16 protein-coding genes are annotated in these 17984 nt (G+C 59.3%); 8 read left to right on the top strand and 8 right to left on the bottom strand.

All coding sequences use genetic code 11. The annotated features are described in order from the left end of the window. Positions 1-115: 115 nt before the first annotated feature. The 3 genes from P9292_RS05660 to tssB all read right to left on the bottom strand — a co-directional run bounded on the left by P9292_RS05660 (position 116) and on the right by tssB (position 4680). Positions 116-2458: a type VI secretion system tip protein VgrG gene (locus P9292_RS05660; RefSeq protein ID WP_309958292.1), complete on the bottom strand. Its 2343-nt coding sequence runs from the start codon at positions 2456-2458 to the stop codon at positions 116-118. A 109-nt stretch (positions 2459-2567) separates the two neighbouring features. Then, complete coding sequence (gene tssC / locus P9292_RS05655) at positions 2568-4121, bottom strand: type VI secretion system contractile sheath large subunit (RefSeq protein WP_309958291.1); 1554 nt, start codon at positions 4119-4121, stop codon at positions 2568-2570. 46 nt (positions 4122-4167) lie between these two features. After that, positions 4168-4680 (bottom strand): type VI secretion system contractile sheath small subunit, encoded by a 513-nt coding sequence (gene tssB, locus P9292_RS05650; protein ID WP_244829930.1) that lies wholly within the window; start codon positions 4678-4680, stop codon positions 4168-4170. Between the two features lie 528 nt (positions 4681-5208). Here tssB and tssK point away from each other — a divergent pair. The 6 genes from tssK (at position 5209) to tssE (ending at position 12775) form a co-directional block, all read left to right on the top strand. Then, positions 5209-6561, top strand: coding sequence for a type VI secretion system baseplate subunit TssK (tssK, locus tag P9292_RS05645; RefSeq protein WP_250468806.1), 1353 nt, complete (start codon positions 5209-5211; stop codon positions 6559-6561). After that, positions 6558-7286, top strand: coding sequence for a DotU/TssL family secretion system protein (locus tag P9292_RS05640; RefSeq protein ID WP_309958290.1), 729 nt, complete (start codon positions 6558-6560; stop codon positions 7284-7286). The genes tssK and P9292_RS05640 overlap by 4 nt, the downstream gene beginning before the upstream one ends. A 5-nt stretch (positions 7287-7291) precedes the next feature. Next, positions 7292-8965, top strand: coding sequence for an OmpA family protein (locus P9292_RS05635; RefSeq protein ID WP_309958741.1), 1674 nt, complete (start codon positions 7292-7294; stop codon positions 8963-8965). Positions 8966-9058: 93 nt separating this feature from the next. Next, positions 9059-9544, top strand: coding sequence for an Hcp family type VI secretion system effector (locus tag P9292_RS05630; RefSeq protein ID WP_244829927.1), 486 nt, complete (start codon positions 9059-9061; stop codon positions 9542-9544). A gap of 119 nt (positions 9545-9663) precedes the next feature. Beyond that, positions 9664-12339, top strand: coding sequence for a type VI secretion system ATPase TssH (gene tssH, locus P9292_RS05625; RefSeq protein WP_309958289.1), 2676 nt, complete (start codon positions 9664-9666; stop codon positions 12337-12339). A 10-nt stretch (positions 12340-12349) separates the two neighbouring features. Then, positions 12350-12775: a type VI secretion system baseplate subunit TssE gene (gene tssE / locus P9292_RS05620; protein WP_309958740.1), complete on the top strand. Its 426-nt coding sequence runs from the start codon at positions 12350-12352 to the stop codon at positions 12773-12775. Between the two features lie 56 nt (positions 12776-12831). On the opposite strand, the gene P9292_RS05615 is transcribed toward tssE, so the two are convergent. Next, on the bottom strand, positions 12832-13890 hold the full coding sequence (locus tag P9292_RS05615) for an NAD(P)-dependent alcohol dehydrogenase (protein WP_244829925.1): 1059 nt from the start codon (positions 13888-13890) through the stop codon (positions 12832-12834). A gap of 413 nt (positions 13891-14303) precedes the next feature. On the opposite strand from P9292_RS05615, the gene P9292_RS05610 reads away from it, so the two are divergent. Continuing rightward, positions 14304-14582, top strand: a complete 279-nt coding sequence (locus P9292_RS05610) for a hypothetical protein (RefSeq protein ID WP_244829924.1) — start codon at positions 14304-14306, stop codon at positions 14580-14582. Positions 14583-14599: 17 nt separating this feature from the next. Here P9292_RS05610 and P9292_RS05605 read toward each other — a convergent pair whose 3' ends face one another. Further along, the gene (locus tag P9292_RS05605; protein ID WP_244829923.1) at positions 14600-14920 is read right to left on the bottom strand and encodes an HNH endonuclease; all 321 of its coding nucleotides are present in this window, start codon (positions 14918-14920) and stop codon (positions 14600-14602) included. 140 nt (positions 14921-15060) lie between these two features. On the opposite strand from P9292_RS05605, the gene P9292_RS05600 reads away from it, so the two are divergent. Continuing rightward, entirely contained in the window at positions 15061-15363 is a 303-nt protein-coding gene (locus P9292_RS05600; RefSeq protein ID WP_244829922.1) for a hypothetical protein, read from the top strand. Positions 15364-15393: 30 nt separating this feature from the next. On the opposite strand, the gene P9292_RS05595 is transcribed toward P9292_RS05600, so the two are convergent. From P9292_RS05595 to P9292_RS05585, 3 genes are all read right to left on the bottom strand, one after another. Next, the gene (locus tag P9292_RS05595) at positions 15394-15825 is read right to left on the bottom strand and encodes a hypothetical protein (RefSeq protein WP_244829921.1); all 432 of its coding nucleotides are present in this window, start codon (positions 15823-15825) and stop codon (positions 15394-15396) included. 117 nt (positions 15826-15942) lie between these two features. After that, positions 15943-16155, bottom strand: coding sequence for a DUF3079 domain-containing protein (locus tag P9292_RS05590; protein WP_309958288.1), 213 nt, complete (start codon positions 16153-16155; stop codon positions 15943-15945). A 116-nt stretch (positions 16156-16271) separates the two neighbouring features. After that, complete coding sequence (locus P9292_RS05585; protein WP_309958287.1) at positions 16272-17477, bottom strand: nitronate monooxygenase family protein; 1206 nt, start codon at positions 17475-17477, stop codon at positions 16272-16274. Positions 17478-17984: the final 507 nt, after the last annotated feature.

Genomic DNA, 17984 nt, shown 5'->3' with positions numbered 1-17984 from the left:
GCAGGAGCGTTCGCCGGAGCGCTTGAGGCGGCGCGAGGTGCAGAAGCAGGTGCGGACGCAGGCGCAGGCGCAGAGGCCGGTTGTGCCGCTCTTGATGAATTTGCCATATCGATGCTTACTCAGAAAAGCCGAAAGAGATCGGGTTCTTAACGTCTTGCACAGGCGTGCCAGACCACGCCGGAAAAGTGAAGCTTCCCCCGTCAGCGTCGCCAACGAGAAGATTCCCTTTCAACTCGATCTCGCCAGAAGGACTGCCCAATGTGATCTTTCCACCAGACAGCTTGATATAAGCACCGGAGCCATCACCAATGGTCACGCCTCTCTTTCCGGTGATAGTCACATCTGCATCCGACGAACTGATTAACATTCCTTTCAACGCGAGCAATTCCATCGCGTCACCCTGTGCCTGAATCTGCACCTTGCCGCTCGCAGCGAAGAAGCGAATGCCAAGTTTTGCCGCAAAAAGCGAGATCGCCTCTCCAGCCGATGCTGTGATCCGCTTCAGCGCGCCAAAGTCGATCCCTTCGCCCGATGTCACAAACATTTGTTTGCGCGATGCGACCTGCAATTGCTGTCCGCTCGCAATGCCAAGCCCGTCCGGCGCGGTCGCAACGAGCACTGGTTTCCCTAGCTTCGTCAGCTTCTCTTCGACGAGCGTGCGCTGCTGATCGACTTCGGCGAGCCACGCCTTAGCCGCTGCGGCCGAATCGTTGAGCGAGCGCAAGAGAGTCTTCGCTTGGTCCAGAGTAGTGTCAGCATCCTGCATGGCTAGCTGCTGACCCGTCGCATTGGGCTGAGCCTCTGCGGACAACAAGACGCCCTTCCCGCCTCTTATGGCCACATGCTCATCCGTGCGCACCTCCGCACCTTTACCTCGCTCCTTGCGATCCTGATCGACCATATGCCCCAGATTCAGCTCGGAAGTCTGAAGCGGCGTGGTCAAGTGGATATGTTCGATACCCTCGCGATCCTCCATGCGCATTTCATTGTTCGCTGCCGTGCGAATCAAGTTGCGCGTGTGATTGAGGTTATTGACTAAGTCAGGATGCAGGCTGTCGTGCATCGCGCCAATGATGACCGGCCGATTCGGATCGCCAGCAGTGAAATCCAGCGCTATTTCTGTCCCGTCGATCAACGGAAAGTGATGACCGTAATCTCCACCGCTATATGGCTTGGCCATGCGCACCGGCCTGCTCGCTCCGCCTGGACTCCATGCATCCAAGTCGAACGGCATCTTGACGACGTACTCGCCCTTCTCTGTCAGATACGCATATTTATATTTTCCCGGGGAATCGACTCGGGCTGGAAGAATGCCCTCGATCTTCGGTCTCTTGACGGAGTCGACACTCGTTCGCCAAACTCGATCCGACGGAATCGCCGTGAATGCATTCCAGTACGACGCACCGCGACCACCGCCACAACGCACCGACGTAATAAACAAACCGTGTTGCGCATCTTGGGGATTTACGTCGAGCCGCATTACCTCGCCTACTTCGAGAGAAAACGGATTTCCCCTCCCTCGATAGCTGACCTGCGTGGCAAGATGCGCCTCGTGTCGCAGTTTCGCAATCTGCTGCCCCTCATCCAGCGTCTCGTAATGCTCGCCCCAACGACTGTCCACCGCGTTCGTCGTCTCGTCACCGCGCGCGGCGTTCTCTTGAATCAGCAGATTCACATCCGCCTGACGATGGTTGTAATCGTTAAGCTGCACCGCTTCCGGAACTCGCTGCGTGATGAGCCTGAGCGTGCGGATGGATTCGGAACCCGCGCTCTCCAGCCCCGCATGCGTCCGGTATGGAACGACGCGCTGCTTGCGCGCATAGGCGTCCAGATCGTCGCCGAAGATGATGACCGACCTATCCCGTTTTTGTTCAAAACGAAACCACATTCCGGCTTCCGCACAGAGGCGCTGAATGAACGCAAAAGTTGTCTCGTAATACTGCGTGATGTATTCGTGACGCTTGTACGTACTGCGTAGCCTGAAAAAATCGAAGTCGACACCCAGACGGTAGCCATAATGGCGAAGGGTATCCGTTATGACTTCCACGACGGACTGCTTCTGAAAGAGCCGACTCTTAAGCCCGCGAGCAAGGTCCGAAATCTTCGGTTCAAGTACGACGCGATAGCGCGTTTCATCCGCCGATGTGCCAAGCTGTTCAAAGCGCGTGATAATGCCGTGCGTCGTATAGGCCGGCGCCATGGTGCTGAATTCCTTCGCACGGTCGCCGAACATTCGCTGAAGGCGCGCCATATCCGGATCGATCGGTTCGATCGAGAATCGGGCAGGTCGCCCCACGACTTGATTCATCCGTATTTCGGCCGAAGGACTCGTGAATTCAATCTGGCAGCGGTATAGCTCGCTGATAGCGCTTTGAGCGCTAAATTTAAGGACGGAAATCGGCGCAGGGTGCGGCGCTATCGTCAACACGTACGCCTGAGACGGCAAGACCATCGACATTCTTAAACCTCTACGGAACGAACGCCACGTCGTTAAACGACGCCGAGGCAATTAAAATCAAAACCGCCTCGGCAATTCACGCTAAAAACTACCGCGTAAGCACGTCAAATCAACTCTTCGCCTTAGGCATCTGCGAAACCAGCGACAACCCAATATCCATGCCCTCCACCTGGAAGTGCGGCACGATAAAGAGCTTGATGCGGAAGAAGCCGGGATTGTCTTCGATATCCTCGACCATCACCTTCGCCTCGCGCAACGGATGCGACGCTTGCAACTCGTCGCCGGGGTCCTTCATTTCGGTGACGAGACTCTTGATCCAGTTGTTCAGCTCGAGCTCAAGAAGACGACGATCCTTGGTCGTACCGATGTTTTCGCGCTGAATCAGCTTCAGATAATGCGCAATCCGCGAGAGCAGGAAGATGTATGGCAGACGCGAGTTAATGCGACTATTCGCGGTGGCTTCCTTTGTTTCGTACAGCGCCGGCTTCTGTGCCGAGTTAGCCGAGAAGAAGCACGCAGAGTCGTGGTTCTTATAGAACGACAAGGGAATGAACCCGAGGTTGGCAAATTCGAATTCGCGCGTTTCGGGAATCAGCACTTCGGTCGGAATCTTCGGCTGCACACCGGTGCCAAGGTCATACAGATGAACCGGCAGATCTTCCACCTTTCCGCCAGCTTGCGGACCACGAATCTGCACACACCAACCGTTGTTCACGAAGCTACGCGTCATGTTCGCCGCAAACGCAAACGACGCATTCACCCACAGATAACGGTCATGATCAGGACCCTTGACCTGCTCTTCATAGTTGAATGCGCGGACGGGCGTGGTGTCCTTGCCGTACGGCAAACGGCCAAGCACGCGCGGCATGACCAGACCCACATAGCGCGAGTCATCGGTGTCGCGGAAGCTCTTCCATTTCACGTATTCAGCGCGATCAAAGAAGTTTCCGATGTCCTGGATAGCCGCGACTTCTTCCATCGACTTCTTGCCGAAGAACTGCGCGCCAACCGAGCCGATGAAAGGCATATGAGCCGCTGCCGCGACCTTCGAGATATTGCGCAGAAGCGCAACGTCCACCGGCGAGTTGGCGAATTCGAAGTCGCTGACCATCGCGCTGATAGGCTGGCCACCCGGCGTGTCGTATTCTTCGATGTACGTCAGTCGATACAGGCCGCTCTGGATCAGCTCCGGCGCGTCCTCGAAGTCGCGGCTAAGCGCGTCCTTCGACACGTCCAGCACCTCGATACGGGCATTCTTCCGAAAGTCCGTTCGGCTCACGAGCATCTTCAGACCGCGCCAGCGGCCTTCGAGCGCCTGGAACTCGGGGTTGTGCATCACTGCGTCGAGCTGCTTGCTGATCTGACGGTCGAGCTGACCGATGAAGAAATCTAGCAGCGACTTGTCCAGGCGATCCACCGGCTTGCTACTTTGCGCCACGAGTTCGAGGAACGCGCCCATGCCGCGTGCGAGACGTTCGTCGGCAGACGCTTCCGACAATGTGTCGTTGTCACGAAACGCTTCCAGCGGCCGAGCCTGCGCAACCGGCGTAAGATTGATCTTGTCGCAAAGCGATGCATAGACGCTCTCGCCTTGCGCATCACGAGGTGCGTCAAGCACGACGGTCTCTGCCGCGGCGCTCTGGCGTGCGGGATTCTTGCTCATTTTCTTGTCCTGTCTACGGTGCTTTTCGAGAGGTGTCGAGGGCGCGTTAAGCGTTGCCTTCGGGCTGCGTGGCAGCCGTGGCGATTTGCGATAGCTCGCCGCGCAGCTTGTCCGACATTTCCTTGTTCTTCAGAATCTTTTCGAACTCGCGGCGGAAGGTGCTGTTGTCCAACAAATTCGACTTCAGATCGCGCAGCAGATTGCGCACGGCCAGAAGTGCCTGAAGTTCCGGAATCTGACGCGCCACCTGTTCCGGCTCGAAGTCCTTCATCGAACGGAACGACAGGTTCACCGGCAACTCAGAGCCGTCGTTCGCGAGCGTATTGTCCGCACCGAACTTGAGGTCTGGCGCGTAATCAGCAAGCACCGCGTCGAAGTTGTTCTTGTCGATGTTGACTTTCTTTCGTTCGGCGAGCGGCGCTTGCTCTCGTCCCGCGCTGAAATCGCCTGCAACGAGTAGCTTCAGCGGCAACTCAATTTTCTTTTGCGCGCCGCCGGTATGCAGGTCGAGGGTAATCGAAACCCGGCTCTTCGGGATTTCGCGCTGGAAGCTGTCCATAAATAGTCCTTATTGATTAGCCATAAGCGCCACTCGATCTGCGAACACGCAGGAACCTCTCGAAGAAGATTCGTTGCGACAACGAGCCGCACTACTTGAAGGCGCGACTCTCGAGCACGCTCATGGATCTGTTCACTTGATTGTGATTTTCATTGGGGCACTATTAGAACAGGTTCCACATCAACTGCCAATGATCGTACGGCGTGACTAATAGTTAGGCAACGAAGGTTTATGCAAGGCCTTAATCTTTGTCCCTTCAAAGACTTAGTACTACTCGTGTAAATCGACGGAAGCTGAGATTCGTCGGTCCCTCAACTCAAATGCAACACCATTTGACAATTTCCACGTCGCGCACTGGACGCGCTTCATATCTCGAAATAAATGTTTCGCGTCTCCGGCGAAACGGTACACAGAATGTCCTCGTTAGCAGATATGATTCTTCGCTTCGTTTTAGTTATCAGCTATACGAACTAAGTGGTGAGAGATAGAATTCTCAACTGATGGCAACAATAGCTAGAGAAGAAAGACATGCGGATCGAAAAACCGCTTTGGCATGAAGGCCTGATCCTCACGCAACAGCATTTTCAGCAACAGGACCGTTGGAACGAGTTCGCCTTGAGGCAAGTCGCGACGGCCGCGCTGGCTCAACCATGGGGCACCCTGGCCGTCGAGGTAGATGAAGACGCGCTCGCGTCCGGGCGATTCAAACTGACTCGACTCAAGTTGCGTTTTCCGGATGGCACTCCCATCGACACGACGCTTGCTCAGGCGCTGCCTCCGGCGCGCGATCTGCTCGAAGGCGTCGGTGCTAATCGGCAAAGCGTTACTGTGCTAGCCGCGCTCGCGCTTCCCGATGCAAACGGCAGCAACTGCCGCATGGATGAGACAGCGTTGACTCGTCCGCGCCGCTCCTATCGTGAGTTCGTGAAAGTCGTCGATCTCAATGGCTCGGATGAAGCGGAGATCGCGGCCGAACGCCATGCCCTTAGGCTGCTGTTCGACTTCGAACCACACGCCGACGACACGGTATGCGCCATCGCACGCCTGTCGCGTTCAACCAGCGGACAGTTTCAGCTAGTCTCGCAATACGTGCCACCGTGTCTGACGTTGGGCGCTCATGCTCTGCACATGGAGCGCATCAATCGCCTGACCGACATTCTGCTGGCAAAAAGTCTCGCGCTCGGTGCGCGTCGTAGTGAGCGGGTCGATCAGGTGACGGAATACGGCGTGGCCGACGTACAGCTGTTCTGGCTGCTGCATTGCATACATGCAGCGTGGCCGAAGCTGCGCTTTCTTGCATCGAATCCAAATCAGCCTCCTGAGCGGCTGTACGCGATCATCGCCGAACTAGCGAGCGCGCTGATGACGTTTTCGACCGGATCTCAGCTTACCGACATCCCTCTCTACGATCACGCACGCGCCGATGAAGTCTTCACGGAGCTGGAAGCGTTGATTCGCCAATTGCTCGATGCAATCATCCCGTCGCGCGTGGTGTCGATCGGGCTGTCTCGTGACAATGCGACGACATGGTCAGGCAAGATTATGGACGAACGTATCGCGTCGGATGCAGCGGACTGGTATCTGTCCGTGAACTCATCACTCCCGGCGTTCGAACTCGTCGAACGCATCCCGCGCTTGTGCAAGATCGGCGCGCCCGACGATGTCGAACACATCGTCAATTCCGCGCTTGCGGGCATCGCACTCAAGCCTGTGCAACGGGTGCCGTCGGCTATTCCGGTCCGTCTCGACAATCACTATTTCGCGCTGGACGCCGCGAGCCCCGCGCACGCCCGATTGCTGGCTGCCCGCGCGTGCCAGATCTACTTGCCCTCATCCGTGCCGGATGCGGCGCTTGAACTCTACGCGGTGCTACGCGCATGACGACGCTTACTTTTTCGCCGGCGCGCGGCGACACGTTGCTTCGGTCGACGAAGCCGACCATCGAGCCGGCTGCGGGTCTGACAGGCTTGCTACGCGCGTCAGCTCTTCTCGTTACCACACTATCGGCCGGTGGCAAAGCCAGTGACTTCGAACTGCTCCGCCACCGTTGCAAGGAACTTGTCGAAGCGTTTGAGACGGCGCTTACGCAGCATGGGTATTCGCACGACGTAGGCGACGACGCAATCGTCGCGCTTTGCGCACTGCTTGACGAAACCGCCTTGCGTCATCTCGATCCCGTGAATAAGAACAAGTGGATCGCGGAACCCATTCAAGTCGAGCGTCTACAGCACCATAACGCTGGCGAATACGTATTCGAGCGAATGGCAATTCGCATGCGCGAAGCGGCGCCGAGTATCGACTTGCTTGAATGCTATGCAGCAATCCTTGGTCTCGGCTTTCGGGGTCGTTATGCGTTAGAGGACGAGACAAAACGCAACGCGCTCATTACTAGCCTCAATGCGCAAGTTGAGCAGTTGCGCCCGTCGCAACAGCCTGTGTTTCTTATCGAACATGGCGGACGCCGCCTCGGTAGCTGGTTTCAGCGCCTGTCGCCTTGGGGTATCGCCGGATTGTGCGCCGTAGTCGCGTTGGCTGTCTGGTTTGCGTGGCACGTGGCGCTCGATGCGCAACTGGTTAGCACGATTCCGTCGGGCATCAAGCGGTGAATTCAATGCAACGGCTGGGGTATCCCTTTCGCACAGTAGTCGGTATCGCCGCAGCGCTGATGCTCGCCGTGCTTTGGCTCGTCATGCCGGTGACGACGACGCTCGCCTGGTCATTGACTGCCGTCGTCGTGCTGGCGGCATTACTCGCCATCGGTTTGAGCACGCATCAACAGACACGAGCGCGTCAGGCCAGTGAACACGTTTTGACGGCGCTCGGCTCCGCCACGGCGGAGGTACCAGTCAGGCTTCGCACGCGCATGCCGCTCGTCCTGGTGACGGGTGACGCCCTGCCATCGATCTTCAATCATGAGAGCAGCAGGGAACGTCTTGTTCATGTCGGAGAGGGAGCCATCTGGGTACGTGCGGATCGTATCCAGGATCTGCCGCGCCTCGCGCTCGCCATGCGGCAATGGCGCGACGGTCACGCACCTGATGGCGTCGTGCTAAGCGTGGCGCCTGCGCTGCATGCCGACGCTGACGCGCTGTCACAGTCGCTGCGGATCGTCCGTCAGGCAGTCGCCGATGCCTCTCGCATGATCGGTGCACCGTTGCCCGGCTATGTCGCCGTGTATCAACGGCTGGTCAGAAACGCGCCGACCGATGCGCTCGCCGCCGCGCAGTGGCACGGGATCTCAAGCGGATCGCCGCTCACCGACATGAAGCGCTTCGATGCGGTAATCGAGAGTTCCGAAACGGATGCACGCCGGCACGCAACAGACCCATATGCTGCCGCAAGCGTTGCCGGACTGGCTTCGATTATCGGATGGACCCAGCGCGTGATTTTCGACACACTAGCCGATTCCCGTCAGCCGGCAGCCCCGTGGGCGCTTCACGGCGCCGGGTGGATCGACTGCGGTCCCGCAAGCAATGCCGATAAACCGTGGGAGCGCGACGTCCAGATGCAGACGCGCGTTATACCGGCGGTCGTCGCGGGCTCGCCTGCGCCGTGGCCTCTGCCACAGCCGTTGATCGCGGCTATGTCGCAGCGCGTGAGAGCGTCGCCGCGGCACGTAGCACTCGCGCATGTCGGCGCAATGTGCGCGCTCGCGCTGGCCACCGCATTCTGGGGCGCAGGCCGGAACAACGCCGCGTTGCTGACACGTATCGGCGGACATATGGAGCGCTATGCGGGCATCGCGCCCGAGCACGATGCCGGTCGCCGCGACGCGCTGCACGCGCTTATCGCCGATCGCGACGAACTCGATCGTTACGGGCGTTCGGGTGTCCCATTGCGGCTGTCGCTCGGCGAATATCATGGTGCGCCGCTCATGCCTTCGCTCAATACCGCGATCGCCGCATATCAGCCACCTGAACCGCCGCCTGCGGTCGTGACACTCGACAGTATGTCGTTGTTCGATAGCGGCAAGGCAATGCTTAAGCCTGGTTCGAATCGGGCATTGGTCGACGCCGTGGAGATGATCAAGGCGCATCCGGACAAGCGTATTCTGGTCGCGGGACACACGGATAACGCAGGCAATCCGCGTAGCAACCTGACACTTTCCATGGCGCGTGCAGCGGCGTTACGTGACTGGTTAATCGACGCGTCGGGTATCTCCGCCACGCAGTTCGCTACGCAAGGATACGGCGACACGCGCCCAATTGCCGATAACAACACGCCAGAAGGGCGTGCGAAGAATCGACGCGTGGAAATTACGCTTGTGCCTGATACGAACAAGTAGGTTTTAGAATCCCCGGGGCTACGGCCTTGGGATCTTGAGGCCCGGGAGAATGCTTTCCTGGGCACGTTTTGTTGTACTAAGAAGGAGCAGTAAATGGCAATTCCCGCATACATGTGGCTCAAGGATGACGGTGGCGCCGACATCAAGGGTTCCGTTACCGTGCAAGATCGTGAAGGCAGCGTCGAAGTCGTCGCTTTCGATCACGGCATCCACATTCCGACCGACGGCAACACCGGCAAGCTGACCGGCACGCGCGTGCACGCGCCGATCACCTTCACGAAGGAAACGGACGCGTCGACGCCTTATCTGTACAAGGCTGTGACGAGCGGTCAGACGCTGAAGTCGGTCGAGATGAAGTGGTACAAGATCGACGACGCGGGCAAGGAGAAGGAATACTTCAACACCAAGCTCGAGAACGTCAAGGTCGTCGCTGTGCGACCGAAGATGCACGACATCAAGGTTCCCGACTACGAAAAGCACAACCACCTCGAACAGGTGGAACTGCGCTACGAGAAAATTACGTGGGCGTACAAGGACGGCAACATCATTCACGCTGACACGTGGAACGAGCGCTCGTAATTCAGGCGCTTGAGTTGCAAACGGATCTGATCCGCTGATCGGGTCCGTCGCCGGTCCATATCGAATGGGCCGGCGATTTTTCATATTTCGCCTCCTTCGGTTTTCTTCGCTTTCCCGTTATGACATCCCGAGATTCCACGCAATTGCTTCGCCGGCTCAACCCGCACTGCTCACGTACGCTTGAAGCGGCCGCGAGCCTTTGCCAAACGCGTCTATCCGACGAAATCACGGTCGAGCACTGGCTTTTGAAGCTGATCGAGGCCGATGACGGGGACATTCCGGCGATCCTCAAACACTACGATATCGATATCGATGCGGTGTGGAACGCACTACTCGCGGCCATCGATCGGCTGCCACGCAATCTGCGGGGCATGCCTTCGATTTCAATTCAGCTCGCGAGCGTGCTGCAAGACGCGTGGACCTTGGCATCACGCGAGGATATCGACGGCAAGATTCGCTCGGCGCACTTGCTGCGGGCGATCATCGACGCGCCGCACGTGCTGCGTACGAAAGACGCTTGGCCGCTGCTGTCGCTGTCCAGCATGCAGATCGAGCGGTTGCTGCCGCGTCTTGGCCGTCTGTCGTGCGAAAACCGCGTCGACGAACCGGAAGCGGAAGACGAGGCGCGCGAACAGGCAGCATCGGCATCCGAAGAAAATACGCCATCTGCTACACCCGCGCCGCCACGCTCGACCGAAGGCGAAGCCCTTGCGCGCTTTGCTATCGATCTGACAGAAAAGGCCCGCCGTGGCGACATCGACCCCGTGTTCGGACGGGATCGCGAGATTCAACAAATGATCGACGTGCTCGTGCGCCGTCGCAAGAACAACCCGATCCTCGTCGGCGATCCGGGCGTAGGCAAGACCGCGATCGTCGAAGGGCTGGCCCTGCGTGTCATCGACGGCAGCTTGCCCGCAATCCTGCGCGACGTACGCATTCTCACGCTCGACCTCGGCCTGCTGCAGGCGGGCGCTGGCGTGAAGGGCGAATTCGAGCAGCGTCTGAAGAACGTGATCGACGAAGTGCGCGCATCGAGCACGCCGGTTCTACTGTTCATCGACGAAGCGCATACATTGATCGGCGCGGGCAATTCAGCAGGCGGATCGGACGCCGCGAACCTGCTCAAGCCGGCGCTCGCGCGTGGCGAACTGCGCACGATTGCAGCAACGACCTGGGCCGAATACAAGGAGTATTTCGAACGCGATGCAGCGCTCGAAAGGCGCTTCCAGCTCGTCAAGGTTCAAGAACCCGGCGACGATGCCGCATGTCTCATGTTGCGCGGCCTTGCCACGCGTTACGCACGGCATCACCACGTGCATATTCGCGACGAGGCACTCGTCGCCGCCGTCAAGCTGTCGCGCCGTTACATTCCGTCGCGGCAGTTGCCGGACAAGGCCGTCGATCTCATCGACACCGCAGCCGCACGAGTTCGCATGGGACTCGATTCGCCGCCAGCCGAACTGCAACGCGCGCGAGCGGCAGTGGCTGCGCTGGAACTCGAGTGCGCGACGCTCGATGCCGACGAGCGCGCCGGTGTTGCCGACGTGGCGGCCCGTCGCGCGGCACTCGATGTATCGATCATGCACGCGAAGCAAGAAGCGAGTGACCTGCAAGCGCGTTATGAACGAGAACTGACGCTCGTGCAGAGTCTGCTGGAACAGCGGGGCGACGGCAGCACTAAGCCGCATGCCGATGTCTTGTCGCAAGCCCGCCACGCGCTCGCCGACGCGCAAGGCAAGACTCCGCTCATCTTCGCCGATGTCGACGCCCAAGCCATTGCCCGCGTCGTCGCGGAGTGGACAGGCGTGCCGGTGGGCAGTCTGGTCGAAGACGAACTTCTGAGCCTGCTCGCGCTGGAGGAGCGCATGGCCGCACGCGTGGTTGCGCAAAACGACGCGCTCGGCACACTCGCGCAAAGCCTGCGCACGGCGAAGGCGGGACTCAAGAGCGAGCACGCGCCGCTCGGCGTGTTCCTGCTGACAGGACCTTCGGGTGTCGGCAAGACCGAAACCGCGCTCGCGCTTGCCGATGTCCTCTTTGGCGGCGAGGCCGCCCTTACGACGATCAATATGTCGGAGTATCAGGAGGCGCACACGGTCTCGCAGCTGAAGGGTTCGCCACCAGGTTACGTCGGTTACGGACGCGGCGGTATTCTCACCGAAGCGGTGCGGCAACGCCCTTATAGCGTCGTATTGCTCGATGAAGTGGAGAAGGCGCATCGCGACGTGCTCGATATCTTCTATCAGGTGTTCGACCGCGGCACCATGCGCGATGGCGAAGGTCGCGAAATCGACTTCCGCAACTGCGTGATTTTGATGACGTCGAATCTTGGCAGCGCGCAGATCGACGAAGTGACGACGGACAATCCGGACATTGCCCAGGCGGCGCTCCTCGATGCGATCCACGAGCCGCTCGTCAAGCATTTTCAACCTGCGTTGCTCGCGCGCTTCCAGACGCTCGTCTACCGGCCATTGGCCGCCGACGCTCTGGCGCAGATCGTTCGGCTGAAACTCGGCAAGATTTCGGACCGCTTGCAAAAGCAGCATGACGTCAATCTCGTTTGCGACGACACGCTCATCGCCTCGCTCGCAGAACTGTGCCTCGCCCGCGAATCCGGCGCGCGCAATGTCGACACGTTCCTCGATCAGCGCATCCTGCCGACCGTTTCGCGCGAACTTCTGACACGCATGGCCACCGGCACGACGCCGGCCGAGGTTCGCCTTGCAAGTTCGGAAGAAGGCAATCTGACGATTGAATTCGTCGATCGCGGCGAAGTTGTCGCTGCACACGGCTGAGCGCTGCGTCATGGCGGCCGGCCCATCGCTCTACGACATGCTCCTCGGTCAGATTGACGGGGAGTCGATCGACCATTTCGACGACCGCACGCTCGAAGCCTTGAGCGTGCAGCAAAACGTGCGGCGTATTCTCAATACGCGTGCGGGCGCACTGAAGCATCTACCAGACTACGGTCTGCCGGATCTGACCAATGTTTATAAGGAGTTGCCCGGCTCGTCACACGCGCTCAAGCAGCAAATGGAAGCAACGCTTTTGAAGTATGAGCCGCGGATTCGCTCTATCGATATCGGCATCTTGCAAAACGACGACCCCGGCTTGCAGGTAAGCTTCGAAATGACCTGTCATTTGAAAAAGACAGGGCTCATGCGCTTTGGCACGTACTTCGTTCCGCCGGGCGTATTCCGCCTGGAACGTCGCGTTCGCGAAGGTCGCTAAACACCACGGAACAAGCCCGCTCACGCGGGCTCTCCTTCACTCACCAAATAACTCCCCTACTGCGCCAACGTCCCCATATCCACCACGAACCGATACTTCACATCGCTCTTCAACATACGCTCGTAAGCGTCGTTGATCTGATCCATGCGAATCATCTCGATGTCGGACGTGATCCCGTGCTTGCCGCAGAAATCCAGCATCTCCTGCGTCTCCGCAATACCGCCGATCAGCGAACCCGCAATCGACCGGCGCTTGAAGATCAGGTTGAACACAGCCGGCGAAGGATGCGGATGCTCCGGCACGCCAACCAGCGTCATCGTGCCATCACGCTTGAGCAAGACCATGAACTGGTCGAGATCGTGCGATGCCGCCACCGTGTTCAAAATGAAATCGAAGCTGTTGGCGTGCGCCGCCATCTGCTCCGGGTCTTTCGAGATCACCACCTCGTTCGCGCCGAGACGCTTCGCATCCTCGATCTTGCCCGGTGATGTCGTGAACAAGACGACATGCGCGCCCATCGCCGCCGCCAGCTTCACGCCCATATGGCCCAAGCCGCCCAGTCCGACGACGCCCACCTTGTCGCCCGGCTGCACGTTCCAGTGACGTAACGGCGAGTACGTGGTGATGCCCGCACACAGCAAAGGTGCGACGGCCGCCGGGTCGAGGTTGTCAGGCACCTTCAACGTGAAGGCTTCGTCGACGACCATCGAGGTCGAATAGCCGCCGTACGTCACGCCGCCCGACTTCTTGTCGGGCGAGTTGTACGTCTGCACGAAGCTTTCCGGGCTCTCGCAGAACTGCTCCTCGCCTTCCTTGCAAGACGGGCACACGCGGCAAGAATCGACCATGCAGCCGACGCCCGCCAGATCGCCCACCTTGAACTTCGTCACCTCGGCGCCGACTTCCGCCACGCGCCCGACAATCTCATGGCCCGGCACGACCGGATAGTTCGTGCCGCCCCACTCGTTGCGCGCCATGTGCAGGTCCGAGTGGCAGACGCCGCAAAACAGCACGTCGATGCGGACATCGTTCGGGCCGACATCGCGACGCTCGATTTCAAGCGGGCCGAGCGGTTTGTCGGCGGCGGATGCTGCATAGGAATACGCCTTGCGCATGATTGTTTTCCCTCTTGAGTTTCAGGCTTATGACAGGAACCGCGTCCTTGCGACACCTCAGGGACACGGTCGAAACGGAAGTGCGCGCGAGAGCGCGCATCGTTTTTTTATGTGCGACAGCGAACGTTCGCCGCGCTGTCGCACACGTGTTGCGGTGATCTTGCCGATCGCGCCGATGTTTCGGCGGCAAATCGCAACTTCAGTACTGTATGCCTATAAGCATCTTTCTGCACGACCGATGGGGACCTCCCACGTCCGTCTCCCCGCGCAAGCGGGACTATGCGTGCAAAAGTTGCAGATCTAAGGTTTGGGTAAGCGCGGAAGCCAAGGAACGTTCGGGGCGCTTCCGAACGCAACGGAGTAGCTGGCGTCGGGGCGTCGGCATCGAATCGATATCACACGAGAGCGAGACCATGAATTCGAAGGCGGTAACAGCGAGCATCGACACGCAGAGCGGTACGATAAGCGCCGAGTTTCACGTCGACACGGGGCGGTTGAGAATACTGGAGCGCGGGCTATTGCGCGTGGAACTATTTCCGCCGCATTCGTGGTTCACCATCGCATCGGTGGCGGGGAACAGCCGCTGGGGCACGCGGCCGCGCGAGCGCGACCTGCAACTGGTCGTCGAGAGTTACATCATGCAGCGCTTCGGGATGTCGGCGCTGCGCGCGGATGTCTCGATGGCGCAATGACGCAGACGCGGTCCGCGTCACCGCTTGCGCGCCGAGCGTCGGGTGCGCTGATAAAAACTATTCGGCTTGGTGCGCACCCAGTCGACGAAGCTGCGCACTGCTTCGTCCTGCATGAGCGCGTCGATGGTGGCGAATCGTTGCGCGAGTTCCTTCTCGGTAAAGAGCGCATGCAGTTGCCGATGACAGATGCGATGCAGCACCGCCGTCTGCCGTCCGCCCTGAGACTTCGGCACGAGATGATGCAGGTCGCGCTCGGACGCGGGCACGGGTCGCCCGCATAGCGCGCACGTTTCTTCCGGTAACGGCCGATACCACGGTTCGGGCGCGGGCTTTGCCATTCGGCTCCTTTTCTGGCGCTGCGTCGTTGCGTTGGAACTGATCGTTTCGAGTGTACGCCGAGGCTGTTTTGTTTTCTGGCCGGACGTGGCACCATGGAACTGCTAGCTCACCGCTCACGCAAGTCGACGTCGGAGAAGCCATGGAAGTGACCATCAACGAATTGGCCGGCCTGCTCGAAGAACTGGAACAAGAAGATCCGGTCGATTACGGCGACCTGCCGTTCGGCGAACCGGAACTGCGCCGTCTCGTGTTGACTTCGCTTCTGGAACGGCATCGCGGTCTGCAAGACAGCGGCCTTAATCCCGGCGATGTCAGCCTCACCTACATGCTCACCACCGCGCTGCTCGTGCTCGAAAACCTCGTGCTGCATGCGCGCATCATGCTGCTGCAAGGTCAGCGCATCGACGTGAATGCGCTGTTGCGGAAGTATTCAGGCAGTTGAGTTCCGCGACAGACTTTCGATAAGATCGGCTCAGCCGCGCGGTCCCGAGGGCGGACGATAGCCGGGAATACGCATCAGCGCTTCGTGGCACGAGACGGCGAGCGCCGCGAGACGGTCCACGCTTGCACGCATGTCCACCTGCGTCTGCGCGATCGTTTGACGCAATGCGTCGAGCCGCGGCGTGATGGTGTCGTCTATCGTCTCGCCCTGGCTTCCCAGCAGAAGGATGGCTTCCGCGTCCTCGCGCATCTCGCGCAATTCCATGATCGTCACCTTGCTCTGCGCCTGCACGCGTGCATGTGCTTCGGCAATTGCGCCAAGCCCCATGCGGCGCATGCGTTCGACGAGCTCGCGCATCGAGCGCATGGCGAGTTCACCGGCACCGTAAGCCATGAATTCGACATCGTCGATAGACAGGGAAAGACGGCCTTCGGGAGATTCGAATTCGAGCTTCGTGGACATGTCGGGCATCGCTGTGTTTATGAGATGCCCGAATTCTAGGGATGCAGCCTGCGCCTGAGGTTCGGATTAGTTCTAAAGCGCTGGTCGCCGCGTCGATTGATCTATTTCGAGAACGCGTTACTTGGCGGATGGCGCCACGGAAGTAGCGTTTTCGAGCACGCCGAGATCCCAATCGCTGAACTCGTACCAGTCTTCTCCGAGCAATTCGGCCGGATGCTGCGTGCGGTTCGAGCCATTGCCGCAGCGCATCGCTTTCTCGGAGCAGTAATGGTCGCAGCCCCAGCAGTTACGCTCCGGGTGGCTGGGGTGAAGGGGAAATCGCTTCGCCATGGTCGACATGCTCCTGTTGCAATGGTCACGCAGGTTAGGTCGAAAGCCCCGCGCGCATCAATAGGAGCAGGGCCGAGCTTTGTTGCGCGGCGCGAAGAACATCGTTTCGGCGGAATTCATCGGAGGCTCAGTAACGGCTTCGTCGCTCCGGTCAGAAGAAGCTCGATCAAGTCGCGCACGCTGCGAATGGCCGGACCGAATGGCAAGGTTTCACGTCCACGGAAGAAGAGGCCGTTGTTGACATCGCCACGCAAAGCCGCCGCGAGCCGGGTATCGATACAGAAGTGCCCGAACTTCTCGATGCCATCACGCAAACCGCATGCGCTCAAACATTCGAGCGCCGACGGACACGTCTGCTCGCGCGCGCCGATCTTCATGCGGATGCGTTCCTCGTTGCGCAAATAGCGCATGAGCCACGGCGTCTTGACCGCACGCGCGGGCAAACCCGTCACGCTGATGAACTCCACGATGTCTTCCGGCGTCGCTTCGGTGAGCACGCGCTTGAACTCGGGATGCGCGTCGCCTTCCTTGGTGACGGCAAAGGGCGTTCCGATCTGCACGCCATTCGCGCCCGCCGCCAGCCACTTGCTCACCGCTTCATGACTGTTGATGCCGCCCGCGACGATCACCGGCACGTCGCCTCGGTTTAGCCCGAGCGATTCGAACACGGTCTGCAATTCGCCGAGTACACGTTCGAAGCCGAAGCGCTCGTTATGCATGTCGGCGACGTCGTTGACGCCGAGATGTCCGCCCGCATGCGCGGGATGTTCGATCACGATTGCGTCGGGCAGGCGGCCTTTCTTCATCCACTTCTTCAGCACGAGCGCGACGCCGCGACTGTCCGAAAGTATGGGAATGAGCGCAATGTCGTGGCCTTGCGTGAGATCGGGCAGGTCGAGCGGCAAGCCCGCGCCCATGACGATTGCGCCCGCGCCTTGCTCGCACGCGACGCGCACGTAGTCGGCGTGCGCGCGCACGGCTTTCATGACGTTGACCGCGATCATGCCGCGCCCTTGCGACAGTTCACGCGCGGCCTGAATCTCGCGTTCCAGCGCGATGAGGTTGACGCGTTCGAGCGTATCGCGCGACGGATCGGTGCGGCACATGGCGAGAAGATCCTCATGATGATGCCGCAGGTCGATGCTCGCAATCGTGCCGAGCGCGCCCTCTCTCGCGACGCTGCCCGCCAGCCGATGCGCCGACACCCCAACGCCCATGCCGCCCTGCACGATAGGCAAGAGCGTGCGACCGCGAATGACTAACGGTGCAAACAAATTTGAGGAAGCGCGCGACGCGCCGATTTCAGCTTGATGTCGATTCATGATTGGACTGCCCGAATGAAATGCGCTGCGTGATTCGATTCCACCTGCGCTTGCACCCGATGGTATGGGCAGCTTTCTCGCTCGACAATCGCATGTCACGCGCTGATATTGACGAATGTCACACGAGGCCTTTCTTTGGATCGGGTATGCGCGAGGTTGCGCGTCTTGCGAGACCGCTTTTCTACTCATCCCAACCGGTACCATCACCTCTTGCAACATGATTTGACACACGATTGCCAGTTGTCTGTCAGCATGGCACACCGTCTGGTTAATTCGTTTTGCTTAGGCCTTGGACAAGACCGATCCAAAACAATAAAAGCCGCTAAAACAAGCGCTTCGCTTGCGAAAAATCAAGCCTTCAAAACATATAAATTCGTCACAAATTGAGCGGGTAATAAGCGTTCGCGTGACACAGCGTCGCACGCACTTCAAATGAAACGCTTTTCCATAGATTAGCGTTTTCGTGCTCAATGCTGCATGGCATCATCGTGGCGCGGCGCAACGCCG

The sequence above is a fragment of the Caballeronia sp. LZ001 genome, from assembly GCF_031450875.1.
Taxonomy (GTDB): domain Bacteria; phylum Pseudomonadota; class Gammaproteobacteria; order Burkholderiales; family Burkholderiaceae; genus Caballeronia.
This window is presented reverse-complemented; position numbering and strand designations above follow the sequence as displayed.

Coding starts and splice junctions, on each gene's coding strand:
- P9292_RS05635 (WP_309958741.1), top strand. CDS start 7,292: ATGCAACGGCTGGGGTATCCCTTTCGCACAGTAGTCGGTATCGCCGCA.
- P9292_RS05615 (WP_244829925.1), bottom strand. CDS start 13,890: ATGCGCAAGGCGTATTCCTATGCAGCATCCGCCGCCGACAAACCGCTC.
- tssK (WP_250468806.1), top strand. CDS start 5,209: ATGCGGATCGAAAAACCGCTTTGGCATGAAGGCCTGATCCTCACGCAA.
- tssH (WP_309958289.1), top strand. CDS start 9,664: ATGACATCCCGAGATTCCACGCAATTGCTTCGCCGGCTCAACCCGCAC.
- tssC (WP_309958291.1), bottom strand. CDS start 4,121: ATGAGCAAGAATCCCGCACGCCAGAGCGCCGCGGCAGAGACCGTCGTG.
- P9292_RS05660 (WP_309958292.1), bottom strand. CDS start 2,458: ATGTCGATGGTCTTGCCGTCTCAGGCGTACGTGTTGACGATAGCGCCG.
- P9292_RS05640 (WP_309958290.1), top strand. CDS start 6,558: ATGACGACGCTTACTTTTTCGCCGGCGCGCGGCGACACGTTGCTTCGG.
- P9292_RS05630 (WP_244829927.1), top strand. CDS start 9,059: ATGGCAATTCCCGCATACATGTGGCTCAAGGATGACGGTGGCGCCGAC.
- tssB (WP_244829930.1), bottom strand. CDS start 4,680: ATGGACAGCTTCCAGCGCGAAATCCCGAAGAGCCGGGTTTCGATTACC.
- tssE (WP_309958740.1), top strand. CDS start 12,350: ATGGCGGCCGGCCCATCGCTCTACGACATGCTCCTCGGTCAGATTGAC.
- P9292_RS05590 (WP_309958288.1), bottom strand. CDS start 16,155: ATGGCGAAGCGATTTCCCCTTCACCCCAGCCACCCGGAGCGTAACTGC.
- P9292_RS05600 (WP_244829922.1), top strand. CDS start 15,061: ATGGAAGTGACCATCAACGAATTGGCCGGCCTGCTCGAAGAACTGGAA.
- P9292_RS05595 (WP_244829921.1), bottom strand. CDS start 15,825: ATGTCCACGAAGCTCGAATTCGAATCTCCCGAAGGCCGTCTTTCCCTG.
- P9292_RS05610 (WP_244829924.1), top strand. CDS start 14,304: ATGAATTCGAAGGCGGTAACAGCGAGCATCGACACGCAGAGCGGTACG.
- P9292_RS05605 (WP_244829923.1), bottom strand. CDS start 14,920: ATGGCAAAGCCCGCGCCCGAACCGTGGTATCGGCCGTTACCGGAAGAA.
- P9292_RS05585 (WP_309958287.1), bottom strand. CDS start 17,477: ATGAATCGACATCAAGCTGAAATCGGCGCGTCGCGCGCTTCCTCAAAT.